The sequence below is a fragment of the Parachlamydiales bacterium genome (assembly GCA_041671045.1).
Taxonomy (GTDB): domain Bacteria; phylum Chlamydiota; class Chlamydiia; order Chlamydiales; family JABDDJ01; genus JABDDJ01.
In genome coordinates, this window is sequence record JBAZCF010000002.1 from 62,592 (window position 1) to 83,766 (window position 21,175).

General features: G+C 41.5%; 16 protein-coding genes. 7 read left to right on the forward strand and 9 right to left on the reverse strand.

Annotated features, from left to right (window positions below; genetic code table 11):
• Nucleotides 1-15: 15 nt before the first annotated feature.
• The 3 genes from WC222_03450 (at nucleotide 16) to recA (ending at nucleotide 4,847) form a co-directional block, all read left to right on the forward strand.
• Nucleotides 16-1,296: a Y-family DNA polymerase gene (locus tag WC222_03450; GenBank protein MFA6915427.1), complete on the forward strand. Its 1,281-nt coding sequence runs from the start codon at nucleotides 16-18 to the stop codon at nucleotides 1,294-1,296.
• Between the two features lie 239 nt (nucleotides 1,297-1,535).
• Nucleotides 1,536-3,509, forward strand: a complete 1,974-nt coding sequence (locus tag WC222_03455) for a hypothetical protein (GenBank protein MFA6915428.1) — start codon at nucleotides 1,536-1,538, stop codon at nucleotides 3,507-3,509.
• 276 nt (nucleotides 3,510-3,785) lie between these two features.
• Nucleotides 3,786-4,847 (forward strand): recombinase RecA, encoded by a 1,062-nt coding sequence (recA, locus tag WC222_03460; GenBank protein MFA6915429.1) that lies wholly within the window; start codon nucleotides 3,786-3,788, stop codon nucleotides 4,845-4,847.
• Here the strand turns inward: recA and WC222_03465 are convergent.
• A complete protein-coding gene (locus WC222_03465; GenBank protein ID MFA6915430.1) occupies nucleotides 4,844-5,734 on the reverse strand; it encodes a polyprenyl synthetase family protein in 891 nt (296 codons plus the stop codon). The genes recA and WC222_03465 overlap by 4 nt on opposite strands.
• A 153-nt stretch (nucleotides 5,735-5,887) precedes the next feature.
• Here WC222_03465 and WC222_03470 point away from each other — a divergent pair, with 153 nt between their 5' ends.
• A complete protein-coding gene (locus tag WC222_03470) occupies nucleotides 5,888-6,637 on the forward strand; it encodes a DUF2608 domain-containing protein (GenBank protein MFA6915431.1) in 750 nt (249 codons plus the stop codon).
• Here WC222_03470 and WC222_03475 read toward each other — a convergent pair.
• From WC222_03475 to WC222_03500, 6 genes are all read right to left on the reverse strand, one after another.
• Nucleotides 6,634-6,846, reverse strand: coding sequence for a hypothetical protein (locus WC222_03475; protein MFA6915432.1), 213 nt, complete (start codon nucleotides 6,844-6,846; stop codon nucleotides 6,634-6,636). The genes WC222_03470 and WC222_03475 overlap by 4 nt on opposite strands.
• Nucleotides 6,847-7,527: 681 nt before the next feature.
• Complete coding sequence (locus tag WC222_03480) at nucleotides 7,528-8,013, reverse strand: hypothetical protein (GenBank protein ID MFA6915433.1); 486 nt, start codon at nucleotides 8,011-8,013, stop codon at nucleotides 7,528-7,530.
• 207 nt (nucleotides 8,014-8,220) lie between these two features.
• Nucleotides 8,221-8,904 carry a phosphocholine cytidylyltransferase family protein gene (locus WC222_03485; GenBank protein ID MFA6915434.1) on the reverse strand — a complete coding sequence of 228 codons (684 nt, stop codon included), beginning with the start codon at nucleotides 8,902-8,904 and terminating at the stop codon, nucleotides 8,221-8,223.
• Nucleotides 8,905-8,958: 54 nt separating this feature from the next.
• Nucleotides 8,959-10,605 (reverse strand): CocE/NonD family hydrolase, encoded by a 1,647-nt coding sequence (locus WC222_03490; GenBank protein ID MFA6915435.1) that lies wholly within the window; start codon nucleotides 10,603-10,605, stop codon nucleotides 8,959-8,961.
• 61 nt (nucleotides 10,606-10,666) lie between these two features.
• Nucleotides 10,667-10,960 carry a 30S ribosomal protein S20 gene (rpsT, locus tag WC222_03495; GenBank protein MFA6915436.1) on the reverse strand — a complete coding sequence of 98 codons (294 nt, stop codon included), beginning with the start codon at nucleotides 10,958-10,960 and terminating at the stop codon, nucleotides 10,667-10,669.
• Nucleotides 10,961-11,122: 162 nt separating this feature from the next.
• Entirely contained in the window at nucleotides 11,123-12,061 is a 939-nt protein-coding gene (locus WC222_03500) for an LD-carboxypeptidase (protein MFA6915437.1), read from the reverse strand.
• A 46-nt stretch (nucleotides 12,062-12,107) separates the two neighbouring features.
• On the opposite strand from WC222_03500, the gene WC222_03505 reads away from it, so the two are divergent.
• Both WC222_03505 and WC222_03510 read left to right on the forward strand, forming a co-directional pair.
• Complete coding sequence (locus tag WC222_03505; GenBank protein MFA6915438.1) at nucleotides 12,108-13,265, forward strand: hypothetical protein; 1,158 nt, start codon at nucleotides 12,108-12,110, stop codon at nucleotides 13,263-13,265.
• Between the two features lie 8 nt (nucleotides 13,266-13,273).
• Complete coding sequence (locus WC222_03510; protein ID MFA6915439.1) at nucleotides 13,274-14,251, forward strand: alpha/beta fold hydrolase; 978 nt, start codon at nucleotides 13,274-13,276, stop codon at nucleotides 14,249-14,251.
• A 71-nt stretch (nucleotides 14,252-14,322) separates the two neighbouring features.
• Here the strand turns inward: WC222_03510 and WC222_03515 are convergent, their stop codons facing one another.
• Nucleotides 14,323-15,585, reverse strand: coding sequence for a replication-associated recombination protein A (locus WC222_03515; GenBank protein ID MFA6915440.1), 1,263 nt, complete (start codon nucleotides 15,583-15,585; stop codon nucleotides 14,323-14,325).
• Nucleotides 15,585-16,058 carry a TspO/MBR family protein gene (locus WC222_03520; protein MFA6915441.1) on the reverse strand — a complete coding sequence of 158 codons (474 nt, stop codon included), beginning with the start codon at nucleotides 16,056-16,058 and terminating at the stop codon, nucleotides 15,585-15,587. The genes WC222_03515 and WC222_03520 overlap by 1 nt, the downstream gene beginning before the upstream one ends.
• 321 nt (nucleotides 16,059-16,379) lie before the next feature.
• On the opposite strand from WC222_03520, the gene WC222_03525 reads away from it, so the two are divergent.
• Nucleotides 16,380-21,041, forward strand: coding sequence for a U-box domain-containing protein (locus WC222_03525; protein ID MFA6915442.1), 4,662 nt, complete (start codon nucleotides 16,380-16,382; stop codon nucleotides 21,039-21,041).
• The last annotated feature ends 134 nt before the right edge of the window (nucleotides 21,042-21,175 follow it).

Consider the following 21,175-nt stretch of genomic DNA (forward strand, 5'->3'; position numbering starts at 1 on the left):
CTTTTTCCCACTCTAATGGCTAATCAAAATGATCCTAAAGGGCTTTATGCTCTTGTGGACTGCAATAACTTTTTTGCTTCTTGCGAACGTGTATTTAATCCGCGTTTGCATAATAAACCCGTTGTGATCCTATCCAACAACGATGGATGTATCATCGCGCGTTCGAATGAAGCTAAAGCCCTGGGCATACCCATGGGAGCGCCACTCTTTCAATACCGCAAACTTATTGATGACTACCATGTCATCGTCCGTTCCGCGAACTTCCTCCTCTATAGCGATATGTCCAGCCGCGTCATGCAAACAATGGAAACCCTATCTCCAGATGTGGAGGTCTACTCCATCGATGAAGCCTTCATACATCTACACCACGCCGACCCGGTAGATTTCGCCAGGAAACTTCGCAGCCGTATCCTCCAATGGACGGGAATTCCCGTCTCCCTCGGCATTGCTCCCACAAAAACTTTAGCTAAAGCCGCTGCACGCCTAGCAAAGAAATCTCTACAAGGCTTTTGTATTCTTTCTCAACCCCAGGAATGGGAAAACGAACTGAAAAAAATGGCTCCGGAAGATGTATGGGGCATCGGAAGGCGAATATCACAAAAACTCTCACGCCTCAACATCCACTCCGCCTACGACCTAATTCAATGTGACGACAACTGGATACGTAAACATCTCTCCGTCGTAGGACTGCGCACCGTCATGGAACTGCGCGGTCAATGCTGCCTCTCTTTTGACGAAATTCCTGAGCCAAAAAAGAGCATAACTTGTTCACGTAGCTATGGAAGACCTGTAAACACTATCGAAGATGCATGGGAAGCCACAGCACATTATGCCGCACGTGCCAGCGAAAAACTCCGCGAACAAAATTCCCTCGCCTCAGGCATTTCAATCTTCCTCTCCCCACATCCCTATATCCCAGGAACACCCCAAACAACCTACGTTCACTTTACCTTGCCCACACCTACATCTTTCGCACCCCTGCTCATCAAGTACGCTAAATTAGGCATAGAACAACTCTTCTCTCCCGGCCAAAACTACCGTAAATCGGGCATTATCCTCACTGACATCGTCCAAGAAAACGCCTACCAAACTGACCTCTTCTCTCCTCCCTCACCCAAAAATATCAAACACTCCCAAGCTATGCTCGCCCTAGACTCCATCAACCAACGCTACGGCTCCCACACCCTTCAATTTGCTGCCGAAGGCCTCCTCAAATCCTGGAAAAATCGCCAAGACCTACAATCCCCAGCCTTCACCACCAACTGGAACGAACTCCTCACTATCCACGCCCGCTAAAGGACGCAGTTCTTTGGCTGGAGTTTGGACATTTGAAAAAATAAGAGAAAGTTTTGGAAGAAATTGATTCAAAAAAAGTAGGGTCATAAAGCAAACAGAAGGTATTTTATGACCACACTAGAAACAAACACCTTGGGTAGTACTGTCGATGATATTTTTGTTGGTTCGATTGTAAATTCTTTAATGTAAAGCTCTATCAATGTTATTTATAATACCTTATAAATAAGGAATTTTAAATTATGCCAACACCATCAGAGTCATTATCTTCTATAAAAACAGCATTCATTGAAATAAATAGCTGTGTTCGCGCAAAGACTTCATTAGGCCCTAAGAATAAAACTCTTGAGTTCGCTCAGGAGGTAATGAAAGAAAGTGAGTATTTTACTTTAATAAATAAAGAAAAGGATTTGATTATAGCAAGTTGGGTATGTATTACCGACGACATTCAAGTGGATCCTTTTGTTTTTAATATACTATTTCCCTCCTCCTTGCAAGACTCTAAGCAGATTGAAGCAGAACTTGAAAAAGCACTATCCAGCCCCACCATAAATACTTTTACAATCTTCACACTGTTGAAAAGCTTAAATGAAAATGCTATTCAAACATTTGATATATTTTTAAAAGTTTTAGAGAGGCTTGAACATTCTATCCCTGCTACAAACCCTACAAAAGCAAAAGTCATTTGTAACATTTTAATATACCTATTTGAACAATTCAAAAATCCAAATACTTTCATCGAATGTTTTATTAGAGCTTTTCCATTCTTAAGCCATATTCTAGGATCTATAAGTGAATCTATGTTAGATAGTTTCCCGTGGAAGCATATTTCTTTTGAAACCTTATATGTTTTCCCCGCTATAAATTTTTTCCAGCATTTCCTATCTATCTCTCCCGATAACCCCTTCTTACAGAAAACATTTAGAACATTTTGTCTCAGAGGCAGCATTTCATGTCCGTCCAATTTATTTTCCATTGTACGTGTCGTATCGGATGTAAATGAAAAAGTAGAAATTCTTGCTTGGTTATGTAAAAATATACCTGCAGACATAAAGGAAGAGGTATATTCACGACGAAATGAAAGTGGCTTTAGTGTTTTATATGACATTTGCAGGGAGGGTGAAATCCTTGCACCAGATTCACCTGTCGTATGGAGAAGTGAATTAGGTGTTAGATGGCATGAGATTCTCAAGGATATTTTAATCCATACCAAAGCAGGGTTTGCACAGCATGCCAAAATGCTTCCTGCTTCATTATGTCTTGAGCTACTTGAAATAGAAGATAGTTTAATTACTCAGGATTTAATGGAAAAGCTGGGTCATTTGAAAGTAATAGACCTCATAAATTTGTGCTTAATTCAGCATAAAAATGCTCTACTCAAAAAAATATTAAATGTATGGAAACCAACTCAGGCATGTCTCTCTGATCTAATAAAAATATATTTAACAATTTTGGATAAGGACAACTCTGCAGAGGCACACTCTGCCCAATTAATAGGCGATTTGTCCTCTATCGTGTTGGATTCCTTTGTTGAGCATTTTACTCAAGATAGGGGCAGTTTTATACTTCCCGAGCATTTTGAAGCTAGTTTATCCACTATTTCTCTCCAACATCCTGCAGCACATATCATTAAAATTATCTCCTTATACAATTCTTTATCTGATGAAATTACCTCAGAAGCTATCGAAAAGGCTGTTAATGAATTATTGAATACGCTTCAAACAGATAATTACAATATTAATTATTGGCTAAATAAAATGTGTTCTGTTTCTCTATATTTCCCCTGTAATGTACTTGTAAAACTGGTTAGAAATAATAATATTGGTTTAATTAGTAAAAAATTATCTAACCCTTCATTAGAAGTTCTTTTTAGCGTACTTCCTGCGGTCTCTCAAAAGAAAATGCTTCGTAGAATACACGGAGCAAAAGAAGAAAAGGTAAATTATAGGGAAGCATGCATATCAAAAGAATTTGTATTACACAAAGAAGGAAACCTCCACCAGCTCAACTTAAAAGAACTTTTGGACGAAGCCATAAGTTGTTCACTTCCTAAAAGCGAAGGATCACTTGCTATGAGGGATAAACCTCGATTACAGGAAATTCTCGAGGAGTTGTCTATAGTTCCCATCTACTATCTTCATGCTGCAGCAAGACATCCTGAATACCGTCACTTCATTCGAAACTACAACGTGCTAGAAAAACATTCTGAAAGCTAGGATTTGTTCCTGTTAACAGGGTGCAATTGGATTATATCAATAGGTTTGTGAATGAAGGAAGACAGCATCATACAAATAAATGCTGGTGATATTATTTTGTTCTCACACAAAAGCAAACATGCTTCCAAGTAAGTGAAAAAAGGGCGCGGATTCCAAATGATGCAGTCCTTTGGCGGGTGCAGGGCGAAGCTCTGCCTTGGGATTTTAGTGGCGGTGCATATGAGATATCGCTTATGCTGGGGCCGTTTTTGTAGATAAAAAATAGGAGATAAGGTTATGGCTTCGCAACCGGATGTTGATAAGAAGAAGGCACTAGAACAAGCTGTTGGGCTGATTAAAAAGCAGTTTGGCGATGGCGCGATTATGTCGTTGGGTAGGCACCAGTTGGAAAGGGATTTCCAGGTTATAAAGACGGGCGCATTGACGCTTGACGTAGCATTAGGGATAGGCGGTGTGCCGCGTGGTCGTATTGTTGAGATTTACGGACCTGAGTCTTCAGGTAAATCTACTTTGGCTACGCATATTGTGGCGAATGCGCAAAAGTCAGGCGGCTTAGCAGCATATATTGATGCTGAGCATGCACTGGATCCAGCCTATGCGCAGAAGATTGGAGTTAACTTGGATGATCTGATGATATCGCAGCCGGACTGTGGAGAGGAAGCGCTTAATATTGCCGAGATGCTAGCGCGTTCTAATGCTGTGGATGTCATTGTTATCGACTCTGTTGCGGCGTTGGTGCCTAAATCAGAACTTGATGGCGAGATTGGAGATACCTTCGTAGGTCTTCAGGCGCGTATGATGTCGCAAGCGTTACGTAAACTAACGGCTACTTTGGCACGTAGTAATACATGTGCGATCTTCATCAACCAGATCCGTGAAAAGATTGGTGTGATGTATGGTAACCCAGAGACGACAACGGGCGGCCGTGCGTTAAAGTTCTATTCTTCTATCCGTCTTGATATCCGTTCTAGCGGTAGCATCAAGTCCGGAACAGAGGAAGTGGGCCGTCGTACGAAAGTGAAAGTTGCTAAAAACAAATGCGCGCCTCCATTCCAAGTTGCTGAGTTTGACATCATGTTCAACGAGGGCATCTCACGCACAGGAGCAGCGATTGACTTAGGCGTAGACCTAGGGATTATCGATAAGAAGGGTGCATGGTTCAGCTATAACAGCCAGCGTTTGGGCCAAGGCCGTGAATCTGTACGCGAAATTTTGATTTCAAATCATCGTATGTTGGAAGAAATTGAAGCGCAGATCATGGAGAAAATCAAGGATAAGGGTTCGCTAAAGAACATTGTCCGCGTTGAAGCGCCTGACACTGCGGATGCTAACGACTAGCCAGCCAGTTGTAGTAGCAGTTGTGCTAAATCACGTAGAGCTGGGGAATCGATCCTCAGCTCTTTTAGCGTCTTGTAATATCCTTCAATTTCCGCGTGGAACACTTCTCTAGCTTTAATTTCTCCGCAGAAGGCGGCATAGTTGACGCTATGCTGGTTATAGGCGTCCTGTTGCAGATCATCAAGATCATCTGCAATTTGGAAAGCTGTTCCGAAGTGGGAAGCGGTCTTTTTGACCTTATCCAAAGAGTTTAAATCTCCTCCACCAAAGATCCATCCCAAAACGAATGCTACTTCAAATAGCACAACAGTTTTTTTGTGAATAATTTCTCTGAGAATACTTTCAGAAAGTTGTGGAGGGAATAGGTCTAAATACTGCCCGCCTGAAGCTCCCTGCAACCCTGTATTATAGGATGCGCTTTCTACGCCAACCAATCCTATTTGAGCGCTTAAAGGGTTGCCTGCTAATTCTAGGACGCGTGCGTTGGCAGAGATGGCCGCATAAGCATCAGCGATCATCGCATAGCTGACAAGCAAGGCTGTTGGTTCATCATACGCTTTATGGAGAGAGGGTTTTGAACGGCGCTCATTATCGTCATCCATCATAGGCAGGTCGTCGGCTATAAGGGATGCTGTATGGCATAGTTCGATTGCCAGCGCAGCTTGGGATACATCATACTTTCCCCCTAATGCGTCGGCTAGCATAAAGACTGCTGCGGGGCGGAAGCGTTTACCTCCATTTGTCAAAGCATAAGCATAAGCTTCATTCAGTTTTGAGGACTTATCTAATCCCTCTACATGCCTATGAATGATTTCTTGGGCTCTGATTTGAAAAGGCTGTAAATTTGTGTAAATTGCTTGCATCTCAGCGGGGGTAAGTACTGTCATAAAGAGAACTCGTCTTAGTTAGTTCAATAGAATATAGCACTTAAGGAGATCTGTCTAGTCGCAATGTAAAGCAGCTTTACATTTTACCTTTACGGTACGGGGATTCTGGTTTATACTTATTTCCTTTTTGAAGATTAAATCAGTGGTTTACAAATGGAACTATATACCTTTACTGAGCTTGTAGAAAATTTATCCCCCAATGAGCCCAAGGCGCTTTTTGTTTTTGATGTAGATCTCGTGATCACTATGGCAAAAGACCTCGTCTTTCATCCGTTGACATTCCAAAGACATCAGCAACATTTAGATCCGTTAGTGTCTGTACTAGGGGAAGAACAAGAAGAGATGATGTACAGCTTGATTGCTGCAGATCCTGAAAGAACCTTAGTAGAAAATACTTTTCCTGACGTCTTAAAAGCTATCTATGATCATGGACACCATGCATTAGCCTTGACAGCACAGCTTACCTATTCCTATGAAGGAATAGATAATATTGAACGCCGCCTGCAAGAACTTAAAGGTTTTGGCATAGATTTCAGCAGATCTTTTCCTGAAATCGCTCCATTTGAATTTACTAACGGCGTGAAGAACTTTGGAACACTTCCCTATTATAGAGAAGGCGTTATTTTTTCGAATGGGCTAATCAATCCGAAAGGAAAGGTTCTTAAAGAGTTTTTTGAAGCAACAGGACACCTACCTCAGAAAGTTATTTTTGTCGATGATGTCATGAATAATGTTGTTTCTGTCCGTGAAGTGATGCTTGATATGGGCGTTAACTGTGAAGCATACCACTACAAAGGAATCGAACAGGTTTTAATTCCTGCAATTGCCGCTGCAGAGGCTAAAAAAGCTTGGAAAAAGACTATTGAGCGCGCGTTAGTGATGTGCGCTAACATTCAAAATTAGGCATTTCTTTCTTCGAGGCATTTCATGCGGTAGGCGTAGTCATCGGAATCGTTTTTTAGATCGATATAGAGCGATCCGATGAATTGCTGCTGCTGGTTGAAGAGGTCTTGAGTCTCCGCCAATTGTCTGGCAAGAAGTTTAAAAGCACCCTTAATATCTTCTACAGCTTCAGAAGCTTTGAATAGGTCGAGTTGTGTACTATAGCTCATTAGCGATAAGTCTTGTGTCTGTGTCGTTAGTCAAAAGGTAATAGGAGTTTTGTATCAGGATTGTGCTATTGGGGTAAAGCATAAAAAGTGTTAGTAGCGCAAGTTATCATTGGCATGGTTTGTATAGCGTTTTATGAATGTTAGGGTGCAAAGAAAGCGGAGAAGCTTCTTGCTGGACTATGTCTAGGCTACTCCCATTGAGCTAAGAGCTGATTGGCACGGCCTAGATCAGTAGGAAAATCTATCTCTACACAGTGTCGTAGGGAATAGATTCTCTTTGTGGAGGATAGTTAATGGAGGTGGAGAGACGCATTCAGAACTTTTGATAGGGAAAAATTGCTCTCTTTCCTATCATATCCAAAAAGGAAATGAAATGATAATTGGAGCACCCACACCATCTTTATCCCTCCATCCAAGCTTAAAGTTCTGTAATGAAGATTATTTTGTCTGCAGGAAGATGTTTTTGGAAGGGCATTAATAGCCGATGCCTTTGTCTTATTGGAGAAAAGCGAATGATCCTCCAAATAAAAAGACTCTGAACTTAGCGTTCATCACTCAAAGTTCAGAGTCTAAAAAAACGCCTTGATAAGATCAAGGAAACTGGCGAGCCCCACCGTCCCAGCTGCCACCGTTGAACCTTCGTCGCATTGACGAAGGCACGTCAAGTAGAAGAGAATAGTATTACCTTCTCCAAGGTCTTCTAGAAGGACGGTCTGATGGAGAAGAAGTATTTTGGATTCCAAACCAGCCGCCGGTATCTCCACCCACCCACATATTGCCTGACATAGAAGGGAAGTATGTAGCGCAGATTTCTAGCAATTCAGGATCTTGAGTAATGTTATCACCGCGCTTGTAGCCTTTAGGGATAAAAATACGTCCATCGTAATGGCCTTGGACCCGTATTTGGCCTATCACATAAATATCGCCACCCACACCATACACGGCAGCTTCTTTGTCGTGTGTGTAGATTGCCACATAGCCGCCATCTTGACCTTGATAATGGTTAAAGGTAGGTAACATTTTCTTTTCGTAGCGTTCTGAAGGTTGCCAATTGATAACTATTTTGCCATCTGTGTAAACAGCGAAATCTTCTGGAAGGAAGAATCCTGATGCTGCAACTGAACTGAAATAACTAAAAAGAAATAAATTCAATAAAATACTTTTCATATTAACCTCTATTTAAGATATTAAAAAAATTGTAATCTTTTTAATTTAGCATAGTAAGTGCATGTTGTAAATATTAATAACCAATCATTAATATTTCTAGAACCATCTTTTACTATACTTACTGCAAAAATAAACATAGCTTTGAGTCGGTAATCGCAAGCTAGTTAGCGGAGATAAAGGGATGGCTACAGACAGCTTCTTACTAGGCTACTCCCATTGGGCTAGGAGCTGATTGGCACGGTCTAGATCAGTAGGAAAATCTATTTCTACACAGCGATCGTAAGGAATGGTAGCCGGATGAATTTGCATGCCATTCTGAATACAGACTTCGATGCCTTTTTCAAAATAGTCGTTCTGTTTGCAGTTAATGAGTGCCGCTTGTAAAAGACGTGCATCTTTTTCATTGAAGTAATTTATGCCTACAGCTTCGCCTACGGGATTTTGAACTTCTTTAGATGTTTCGGCAATATCGCCATTGTCATTCAAACGATACTTAACCTCTTCTTCAGCAACACGTCCTATATTTACAAGCATTGCTGTGGGCCCAGTATTCAAAAGGGTTTCTAATGCTTCGGAATGAAAAACAACATCGCCGTTCATCCAAAGAATATCGCCTTGACTAGGTTTTAGAGCACGCAACAAGCTTTTTGCAGTGTTCTCTGTGGCAAAGCTGTCATTAATAATAAAATTCAGTTTGTCATACTGCTCTATGATGAGTTCTTTGCGATAGCCGACAACAATATGGATAAGAGTTTCAGGGATAAGTTTTTGGATTTGTCTTATTTGGCGGCCCAATATTGTTTCGCCGTTAGCGAGCGGAGTAAGGGCCTTTGGATATGCTAGGTTCCCTAAGCGAGAGCCTTTGCCTGCTGCTAAGATGATGATTTGCACGTTCTTACCTTATACCGTTGATTGATTGGAGAATAGCGGTTTATTAGGCTAAGGTCAATCTACTAAAGGTAAGATGATATGGGATGCAAAATCGCCGCCTGTTAAAAAGGTTAGGCTGTATTTTTTTGTGGCGCCGATATGAGTGGTTGGAGGAAGGCTAGTTTTCTCGTAGCGGGGGTAGTTTGAGCCGCTGATAGATACGCGAATACGGTGCCCTTGGGCAATGACGATGCTGGTGGACCATAGATCTATTTGAGCAAGCTGCGGAGTGATGTCGTTATAGCAGATTCCGGGCTGTTTAGCGGAATAGTGGTAGACTCCATCGTGGATTAGAATGCTTTTTCCATCAGGGTATACATCTGAAAGTCTGACAATAATATCCGCATTGTGGGTAGGGCGTTGGAAGTAGATTTTTGCTTGTAGACGTCCGGTGATTTCAGTGTCTTCTGCTAAGGGGGCCGTTGTATAGGTCAAGACGTCTTCACGAGCTTCAATGGAGGTCTGATCTTTGGGTCCCGCTTCTAGAAAGAGGTTGGGACCGCCTAAAGTGGGGACGGGATTAGACGGATCGATGGTGTAGGTTTGTTTAATGAGTGTGTCGGGCGCTTCGGATTTAAGCAGGCGTCCGCCATCAGCCAAATAAAAATGGGTAAGCTGTGCTGGGACAGGCCAAGCTGGGGCTGTTTTCCAAATATTCCCTTTGGATGATGAGCCGTCAAAGGGGCCCATGACGTAATAGGTTACAGGGGGGACATTTTCTATGGGCGATGAATGCCCTTTCAAGTGGTGATTGAACCACGCTAGAGGAGAAATATCCCAAGGGGGGCTTTTTCCTGTAGCAGGAATATCGAACTCTCCAAGTCTTGTATTACGTGGCCAAGTGTGAGTCCAGGGACCTATGATCAGTTTTTGCGTACCTTTGGCTCCCTCCGCTCCTCTTTCCTGACGCGCAATAAATGCGTCGATGGTTCCTTGAAGGAATGTATCATACCATCCGCCGTACATTAAGGCTGGGACTGAGACTTTATCTGCGACTTCAATGGTATTGAAGTTCTGCCAAAAATTATTGTAGAGGGGTTCTTCTTGCAAGACGTCCATCATGGAAGGGTGTTTGGCATACATGCCTAGCCATCCTTCTACTTGGTTTTTTTGTAAGCATCCCCCTGGATAGATGGCGTGTTCGTAAAGATTGGATGCTGCAACGCCGATATGTTGAGCGCAAAGGGAAGGTGGAGCTGTGGGTGCAAGCATGAGTTGTGTAATACCGGGAGCTGAGTAGCCTGCAGTTCCGACTTTACCATTGGAAAAGCGGTATTTTGCTAATGCTTCTACGGCATCAAAGCCATCTTTTTGCTCTCCCCAGCCGTCGGAAAAATAGGGCATTGTTTTACCTTCAGTATCCAATGCGCTGCGTGTATCTTGAAATGCAACGATGAAACCTGCTTTAGCAAGATCTGCAAAAGTGATCCAAGGCTCGGATTGTCGTCCAGATGGATTGCGTATAAGGATAACAGGGTATTTTTTTGATAGATCTGGTGGTAAGTAAATATCAGTAGGTAGGAATGTTCCGTCTCGCATGCGGATCATTAAAGTTTCTGAGGGATTATATGAGGAAGCTGAAGGGACGTTGTTGCTATGAAGCTGGACAAGTGAAACTACCCAGACAACAAGTAAGAAGCAGAATGACTTACATCGTGTCATATTCTATCAAATTGTTAATGGGGATAAGAGGGTTTAAGTGCCCTCTAATCTTCCCTAAAATTTATACTGAAGCAAAAGCGTGCGCTGCGAGGCGGGATTTTGTACGCGAAGCTTTATTTTTTTTGTATACGCCACGTTTAACGCCTTTGTCAACTAGGCTATAGACTTCATTAAGAGATGCGGAGATTTTTGCTTCGTCTTTACTCTTAGCAGTCTCTTCTAGTTTACGAATAGCAGTCTTAACTTGGTTTTTGTAAGCCTTGTTTAGCAAGCGGCGTTTTGAGTTTTGTATATCGCGCTTGAGGGCTGTCGGGCGTTTAACTTTGCCCTTTTTTTCATCTGTTTGTTTAGCCATTTGTCCTCAAATGTTTATTAAGCGAACATTTATCTTAGAGTTAGAAGTATAAGTAGTTAAGTATAATTCGTCAATCAATATTGCACTGTGACCGGCATATAACTTTTTGGGTCCTTCGTGGAGGAGAATGTGTGCTAAGTTATCCATGCTGCCGGCGTCCTTTCAATACGAGTCTATAAGATTGATTTGATAGGAGTTGGAGTTTAATTCTACCATAGCATTCAGCGGCAGGGTTAGCTGTGCATCGGTATGTCCGCTGGGATAACCGATAAAGGAAGGATAAGATTCATTTTTGAAATAGCTATCGAAAATTTCATCTAGGGTCAGGCTTTGAGAAGGAGAGCTTGCAGCGCAGCCCTTCCAGGATGCGAGGATGACGCCGGCAGGTGCTTGCAAAGCTCCCGACTGTTTAAGCTGGCGTAGCATGCGGTCGATGCGATAGGGTTCTTCATTGACATCTTCTAAAAGTAAGATTTTGCCTTGAGTCTCTAGTTGCCAGGGAGTGCCGATAAGGCTGGCGATAAGAGACAAGTTACCGCCGACGAGCTTTCCACGACTAATTCCAGCAACAAGGGTGCGCGTTAGGTGCGGGGATGTTAGAGTATGATCTGCAAGTGAGTATGCGCCTTGAATCATGGACCATAGATGTTTTAGCGAATGTTCTTTTTCTGCGGCGTCGCCTGCTGTAATAAGAAGTTTATAGGGCATCGGCCCAAGATATGTGATGATATCCAGCTCTTTTTGGAGGGCGCAGTGAAGTGCTGTGATATCGCTCATGCCGACGAGAATTTTGTGATGGGAGCGTAATTTTTTGTAGTCGAGGTATTCAAGTATGCGTGTAGAACCAAAACCACCACGCACACACCACAGCATTTTTATTTCAGGATTGCACCAAGCTTCGGTGAAGTTGGCCGCACGTATTTGGTCTTCTCCGGCAAGATACCCATTTTTAGCATAGAGGTTATTACTGAAGACTGTTTTATAACCTATTGAATTTAAATATCTTGCAGTTAATTCCCCTTCGTTTTGTTCAATGTATTTTGCAGGTGCGACGAGGGCGATAGTATCACCGGGAGAAAGTAAGGGGGGAAAAGATGCCATATGGATAAGATGGGTAAAATACTTTGGATTTCGGTTTGAAATATTTATGCAGAAAGGTTTTAAATGCTATAAAAAACCGATGATTAAAAAAGGTTCATACAAAATGCGATGGGGAATAGCGAGTATCATTCTATGCTTTTTAATGTTGTTTCAAGGATTGGAGGCTGGTAGAAAAGCTCCCACTGGCAACGAAGACGTTTTCTATAAAAACTATGCTGTGGTGGACATTGCACAGACTGATATGTCATGGGAAGAGCTATCTCGGTTCAATTTACCGATAAGCTATGCTCCCCGCATCCATAGTTCCGGAGACATTATTTATAATACCCGTTGTGGGGGAGCACTGTGGAGCAGTACTTTGGAAGTACGCCGCTTGCCGTTTGATGCCAAGTTTGCGCACTTTCATGCTATCGCAAAGAATGGAACAATTTTAGCTTCCGTGGTTGAAGATAATGGTTCACCTTCTTGGTATTTATGGCCTAGCACCAACTGCCGCAAGATGAATGCAATAGGCATCGGCTGTCACTGTGATGATGGTGGAAGAGTTTTCTACCGGGACTTGAATGATGCAGGCATGGTAGTTGGAACTTTGGAAAAAGATTGCGGCAATTGCTTAGGGTATTATGGTGTAATGCGCTGTCCCGACGGGCCGCTCAATATTCTGTATCCAGGCGTCGCGTGGACAATTTCCGATAAGGGGTATGTCTATGCTAATGATAGCAGCTCTTGTTGGAATAAACCTTACTTGTGGCATCCTAAGGGCGGTTTCTTAATATTAGCCGATACTTGTAAAAAACCTCCGGGCAATGTCAAATATTCGAATGGGCTATTTGCTTTTGATGGTACTGTTTATGGATCCTATTATTGTGCCAGTAATCCTGAGCATCACTCTATATTCCACTGGGAGCCCTGCTACGAGAATTTTGAGACTGTGACCAAAGGCGGCTTCCGTATTGCGGCAATGAATAGCGCAGGTACATTTGTAGGCTCGCTAAATGGGCGTGCTATTATTCAAATGCAAGGGGAGTATCCTCGCGATTTGAACGCATTGATACAAAATCCCGGTGGAGACTTCTTTCTGATAGAAGCTACAGATATTAATGACATAGGTCAAATGGTTGGTTATGGAATATATAAGGGCAAAACCCATATATTCCTGATCGAACCCGCCCGAAAAGCCCAAAAAATCCTGATTAGTAGGTAAAAGCACGGATGCAAATTGAACGTTTAGAATTTCCGGGGAGATTCCTTAATGGTCATATACAGACTGTATTAGGAAGTTTGGGACGTAGGCATAAATTGCATCACCCTTTTTTCCATCACACCCTGACTTTATCTGATGGCGATCAGCTATCATGTGAAGAGTCGCGCCCCACTTTATGGAACCCCCATCAACCGACGACAATCATGGTGCACGGACTGGGAGGGGATCAGAATTCGCGTTATATGCTCCGCATGGGCAAGCATTTACTAGAAGAAGGGCATCGCGTGATAAGGGCAAATTTGCGCAGCTGCGGACCTCGCTATAGGAGCTGCCGCTGCATTCGCCCTTACCACGGAGGTCTCAGCGATGATATCTTTAATATCGTCAAGCACTTTCAAGTAAAAACGTCTCCTACTGTTGCGCTCGGGTATTCTTTGGGTGGAAACATCCTGCTGAAATTAGCCGGTGAGAGGAAAGAGGAAATGGGACACTATCTTAAAGGGATGGTTACCGTATGTCCTCCTTTTGATTTGAGCAAAACTGTGCAAAAGATTTTGGCTACAAAGCTAGGATTCTACCAAACCTATTTTGTGGTGCGCTTGCGATCGCAGTATAAGCAGTGGGCGGACAATAACCCTGAACTTAATCCTCCAAAGCTGCCTTACCGTATGAGTATCAAAGATTTTGATGATTTTCATACTGCCCCACGCTGGGGATTCCGCGATGCAGAACATTATTATGAATCTAGCAGTTGTGCCCCTTTTATCAGTGATATCACGGTTCCTTGCGACATCATCTGTTCTGATGATGATCCTGTGGTGGATATCCATACATTATATGACCTACATCTTCCGAAGAATGTGAAGGTGTTGAAGGCTACCGGAGGAGGACATATGGGTTTTCTAGGGTCGCCGTTTCATCCTCACGGTGTCCGTTGGATAGAGCGTGTATTGCTTAACCTTATCCGCAATAAACTTGCGCTGTAAAATAACACTACAGAAAGAGAAAGAGAGAGAGAAGAGAGAGAGGCTTCTTGCTGGGCGGAACACAAACTTCATTACAGCCGCTTTTGACGAAGTCGTTGGAAGTAGGCCATCCTCTTGACCATTTCCCTCTCAAAACCGCGTTCCACAGGATGGTAAAAGTGCTGATGCGCCATTCCATCAGGGAAATACTCCTGGCCTGAAAATGCATCGGGTTGTTCATGATCGTACTGATATCCGTCGCCATAACCTAGCTCTTCCATGAGCTTAGTCGGAGCATTGAGGATAATCGCAGGCGGCTGCAGCTGTCCTGTTTGAGCCGCACAGCGCTTTGCATTTCCAAAGGCTGTATAGAGGGCATTACTTTTTGGGGCTAAAGCGAGATATACCACAACTTGGGCTAGGGCAAGTTCGCCTTCGGGAGACCCCATCACATGATAAGCTTCGCGTGCGTTCATCGCAATTTGCAGTGCTTGCGGGTCGGCTAAGCCGACGTCTTCTACAGCCATCCGGATGAGCCTGCGCGCTAGGTATAACGGGTCTTCTCCTCCTTCAAGCATTCTAGCAAACCAATAAAGGGCTGCGTCAGGATCTGATCCGCGGACAGATTTATGCAGGGCAGAAATAAGGTTATAGTGTCCGTCGCCTTGACGGTCGAAGAGGGCGGCTCGTCGTTGTAAGAGGTTTTTAAGTTCTTCCAAAGGGATTTCAATGCCTTCAGGGAAGACACCTTGGATATTTTCAATTAGATTAAGAAGGTATCTTCCATCGCCATGGGATAGGCCGATAAGATAGTTTTTAGCCTCTTCTGTCAAACCGAGGGGGGAGTGTCGTTCTTCATAACGTTTTAGCAAGACTTCTAGTGCAGAATCGTCAAGAGGTTTAAGTGTCAGTACACGCAATCTGGATAGCAGGGCATTATTAAGGGTGAAAGAGGGGTTTTCTGTGGTGGCGCCGACTAAGACGAAGGTGCCTTTTTCTAAAAAGGGGAGAAGAACATCCTGCTGTGCTTTATTAAAACGATGGATTTCGTCGATGAATAGGACTGCAAGTCTATGAAGCAAGGGATTATCTTGGATTTGCTGAATGATTTTTTTTATTTCTGTTGTACCGCTATGGACTGCACTTAAGCCAAAAAAACTAGCGTCGAAGGCTTTGGCATAAAGGCGTGCGATAGTGGTCTTACCGCAGCCTGGGGGACCCCATAACAACAGTGAAAGAGGGGTTTTTCTCTCTATTACTGAGGAGATGAGGCTGCCGGGGCCGAGGAGGTGTTCCTGGCCGACGACATCTGCAAGATCATTGGGGCGCATTTTTTCAGCGAGAGGGACATACATTAATTGTTAAATGCGATATAGGCGTTCAGACTGGTTGCATAAAGTATCCAAGCTAGATAAGGCAGCATTAGATAGCCTGCAGGTTTATAGATACGCCAGAATAAGTATGTTGTAATGAGTACTAGCACATCTAAGAGAATGACGTCGTAGAGAGCGAAGACCGGATTTTTCCACGTAAAAAAGAAGAGGGACCATACAGTATTCACGACTAGTTGTAGTAGGAAGAAGAAAAATGCCAGGGGAGCATTGGAAATTTTTCCCACTGTTTTCCATACAAGCCACGCAGCGATACCCATAGAGGCATATAAGAATGTCCATACGGGGCCGAATAACCAGCCGGGTGGATTCCAAAAGGGTTTATTTAATGTAGGGTACCAATCAGTTACTGATAATGCAGTAAAATAGGAGCCTATAGATTCACTTACAAAGCAAAGCGATAAAAAGGCGGCTAGCACCCACCATTCTTTAGTCATAGTCATACCTCAACTTGTTTTTTCTTAATTTATTCTATTTAAAAATTAAGGACAATGAGGAAGAAAATAAATATTTGTTTAATGTGTGTGAATTGTTTTAAACCAATTTTAATTTAACTTATTGTTGAAATTATTATTTATCCTGATTATGATGTCGAAACATTTTTTATTTAATATCAATTAGGGGTTTTTGTGTTCTTGCATCTGAATCATGTTAAGGAAAAGTACATTCATTTTAATTATTTTATTTCAGAACATTTTAGATCTAATCCAATTTGTACTAATAAAATATTTGAAAGTACTCTACCATCTGAAAGCGAATTGCAATATCTTAGAGATCATAAAAAAATAATAAAGAATAATTGGAATATTGTTACATGCGACAATCCTATCCATTACTATGCCTTTGATCTAATTTTCAAAAAAGAGTGCTCTAGATCCTTATCTCAGGATGAAATTATTGCCGAGATCCTTCGACTTTTGTCTGCGGATTCATTAGATACTTACAGGCTAATAAAATACCTTCACAGGTTAGAATGCCCGCCCTTGCAAAAGTTTGATCTATTCCTTGATTATCTCAGTGAATGCAAGGCGCGTGATTCTATTCCCACGGATGACAAACTTGCAGGGATATGTTCTCTGCTACAAATAATTTTGGGGCATCCTCTTCATCGTTTTCCCATTATCTCTCACATTAGAGACAATTTTGAAGACTACAGTAGAAAATTGCCCTTCAAGACGACTCTGTTTATTTTTGATCTTTTAGAGCCTTCTGAAAAGATCAGAGATCTATTTAGCGGAGAGAGGTATGCTGTGGATGTATTCCGTCATCATATCTGCAAAGCTATTCAAACAGAAGCATGGGAATATTTACGTTTGTTGCTTTCGTTAGCTTTGAATATGCCAGGATTTAGTTTTGGCTTTTCGGGATTGAATTTGACTATAGCTACTAAGTTATGCCAACGAAAATGCAATGGAGTGTTTAAAAGCATCTTAAAGGTGATGAGAGATACTCAGGACTTATTTGCTGAATACAATTTGCTGGATTTTTCGAATAGGGTGAGAGTGGTAAAAGCTTCTGAGCTGATGGAAGAAGAGGCTGCACAGGATCCTAATCTAATCACTCCTGCCAGAAATATTTCCCTTAGCAGTTATTTGTTAAGTCATATCAATGACGTAAACAAGCTTAGAGATGCTATACCCAGCATGCCAATACTCCTTAAAAGAAGGGCATTTACCTATTCGCTTATGCACCATAATGCCCCAAATCTGGAACTTTTATGGAGTTCAATAGGCTTGGATCAAATGGCAATAATACGCCTGCTCATGCTTTGCAAAGAGAAAAAATATTATCAAAGCGCCCTCTTTCTTTGTAGAGCCCTAACAAATGATATTGAGCTAAAGTTAGAAGTACTTCACAAAATAGCTATAGATATTGGAGGGGATGGCGAATGTCCTAATGAGAAAAATGTTGCAGCGGACTTGTCGGGGAAAATTAGAGATGAAATCTCACAGATTATTGAAAGTGAGCATTCCGAATTTTTATTTCAGAATATAGCATCTTACCCTCGTCTCACAGCATATATTTTGATGTATCCTGATCTGCATAATAAAGTGGGGGAGATGCCTTACCGTTATATTGAATTGGCAGGAACCGTCGGAGTAAGTGATATTTTTACAGGCATACTTTTTTTTGAATCTTTATTATCAAAGCTTCCGCAAGAAAACGATGAAGAATTTGTGGAAGCCCGAGAAAATGCTGAGGCCTCTTTAACGGATTTTTTGAAGAGACGCGTTAGTCAGACCTCTCCCTCTGTATTGTTTGAGATTATTCATGATAGCTTAAGCAATGATGACCAGAAAATAAAAGCCCTGCAGTGGGTACTTTCGGCTCTTTCTGAAGAAGATCGGGAAGAGTTAATCAACCGCTTGGATAGTAGTAAACAGACGGTTTTAAATTACATAGATCCATTGAACTTTGTGTTCCATGAGGAATGGGTAGAGACCTATACGGCGATGCTTTACTTATTAAACGGTAGCAAAGAACGTTTTGTGATATGTGCCGGAAAAGAATTGCTTTGGTCAAGCCTTCAATTAGATCCTAGCCTAGCCGGATTTTTAACTTCAGATCAAAAAAAAACTGTATTAGAAGACTGTATTGCAATAAGAGATAGCAGCTTTTTTAGAGAGATTATGGAAGAGGTTTCCCTCAGCAATGATGAAATTAATCACTTTTTGCTTCTGTGCTTATGCATAAAAGAAAAGAATGCCTTTCTAAAATATGTGCTGAGAAAAGTCATTAAAGCGGAGAATTTTGAATTCTGTTCTTCACTTTTCTCACTATTAACTTCAGCCTCCTTAGCGATAAAAATTAGGTTTCTTCACTATGCATTTATTGCAGATGATTTTCATACGCAGAGACATATCCTGCATTTATGTGAGGGGGAAAATGAACTTTTTCAAGAGCTTACCGCTTATTTTGAAAAACGTGCGATAAAATCAACTGAGGGTAGACTGACGGAACAAAGAGGAAGAGTATTCAGTATTCCTGAAGTATTTGCGTTTATTGCCCTGCATGTCGGTATATTGAAGAGTGACCAAACTACAATATTCAATGCACTAAATAGTTTGAATTTTGGTCCTAAGGCAATTTTAAATCTTTTAAACCATCTCAGATATCTTCCCTATAGCCACTTGGTAACACTCAATGTGATTCAGTTTCTTCCACCTGCTCAACAAACACAGGTGGAATTAGGTATATTGGATGGTTGGTGGAAAAGCGGGACTTCAAACCATCAAATATTGCATCAGGAGCGATTCTACAATATATTGTCGGGCTCTGAAGCTCATCATTTTTTTCAAGAACCGGACAAATATCCTGCTCTTTTTGAAGCTTTCGTGGACCTGCCCGATTTACATATTATTCTTAACAGGATACATGTGAATTGCTTTCCATTAATCAAGATCGGCCTGAAGAATGGAATGGTAGCTTTTCTAAAAAAGATCTTTGAAGTTTTGGAATTTGAAAACTTAAAAGATGTCCTTCTTCAGCTGAGGGGAACTCAATCTACAGTGCATTGCTTCACCACAACTATTTTGTTCAATGTGGAAAAGACACTTATTTTGCTGCTAGAGGTTTTTAAAAAGGCTAAGTTATTTGATGATACCTTGGGAGAGAAGCTTTTTGGTGAAAACGCCTTAAGGGAATATAGAGAGTTTTCAGCGAGGGTTTTTTCTTTCCTATCAAAATCGATGCAAGAAAGAATGTTTCAAGTGTACAAGGGCCCTCATGGCCCTTCTATATTATTTGAAGTCGTAAGGAATAATAATAACGAACTAGCAGAAGTTACCCTACCTTTAATAGTGTCTGAATCTGGCAAAGAGCTTGTAAGCAGACAAGATGACCATCATTGTACAATTTTTTCCTATATATCACGCCGTAATCGAGGTATTTTTAAAAAAATATTACCCTTAGTGCCCTCGGAACATTTAGTAGAACTCACCCGTAATTTGGAGATAAAACGCTATTGCTATTTGGCGTCGCTAGGGACGGAGTATGCTAAACTTGCTCCTGAAGCTGAAATGAGAGTTATACTCGAACTGTGTATAGAGAAAAATCATTCAGAGGCCTTACTGAATTTCTTCCAGGTTTGGAATAAGAGTTACGATCTTTTGGAGACCCTTACTTCACAGGCGCTAAACCTTTCACAAGGTATTGATAACCGCAAAATTCTATTGGTCTTGCTTAATGCCTTTTCTCTTCAACAACATATTCGTTATGAATTCCACATCATTGATCAGTTATTACGATGGGAAATGTATAAGGAAGTGTTGGGATGGATGAGTCACAAACTCCAATCTGAAAATGTGGGTGCTTATTTTGAAATATTTAAAAATCGGTCTGAATTTTGTGAAATGCTTTTTGACAAAAGCTGTGCAAGTGCTTTGGTTTATGTACGCTCATTGAATTTAGATGAGAATGAGCAAAAGGAATTTTTGCCTTTTCTTGAGGTCGCATCTATCATTGAGGTAGCTGAAAAGATGGTTCAGGATGATATGGAGGTTGTTAAGATCATTTCGTGGGATGGATATGATTTCGAGCTCATTCCAAGCCTTAGATACTGCATCCAACACATTATTGAACCCCTGGAGATAGCTCAGTTGGAAGAACCTTCCGAGTCTAATAATGTCGTTATTTTAGAGAAGTCAAAACAGCTTCAGTGCTTTATTTCAAAAATTTCTATTCTAGACATAGCATCGAGTGCTCCTGCACTTAGGGTAGAATTAATACGGTTTTTATCTTATCTACCTATATCTAAATGCGCAGTTCTTATTCCTCTTCTAGAAAGGGAGCTTTTCAGCCATTTTCTGACACAACTCCCTTTGAATGAACAACACCGGTACTTGCGATTTGCCTCTATCCAACAAAAAGAACACTTTTTGAGTTGTGTAGGGCTGAAACACTCCTTTGTAGATCATTGGAATAAAGCAAAAGAAAACATTAATGCGCTTATGGAGGATTCCTCAAAACTTTTCCATGCGAAGTTGAATTTTAAGGAGCACATTAGATTAATTACTATCGAACCGCAGTTGGATTGTGTTCTTGTGGATTTAGAAAATGTCCTTCAAAACAGTGTAGAAACTTCCTCTATTATTATTAGCGGTTTCCAAGCTTTCAAGGAGTGCGTTAAGAGCGCATTATCTGAAGTAAGAGAAACCTATGTGAAATTGAACTCATTTCAAGGTGCTGCTGTAGTACCCCCTGAATATAAGGATCCGATAACTCTTGAGATCATGATAAATCCTGTTGTTATCTTGGATGAAAATAATGCTAGGATCAGGGTGGATAGCTCAACCCTTTCTTTATTGAATAACAAAAGCCCTATTGGTGGCGGCTCATTTAGCAAGCATATCGCAGAATCTGATCTGGAATTAAAAGCCACTATTTCAGAATGGATTAAAGAAAATCCGGTTTATGAATAATATTATAAACTTATGTTTAAATTTTCTTTGCTTTCTCTTACCTCAAACTGAAAATACTTTTTCAGTTTGAGGTAACCCATTCCATACCTGATTGGGGCATCTTTTCGAGAGATTTGGCTTTTCATATCTTAAGC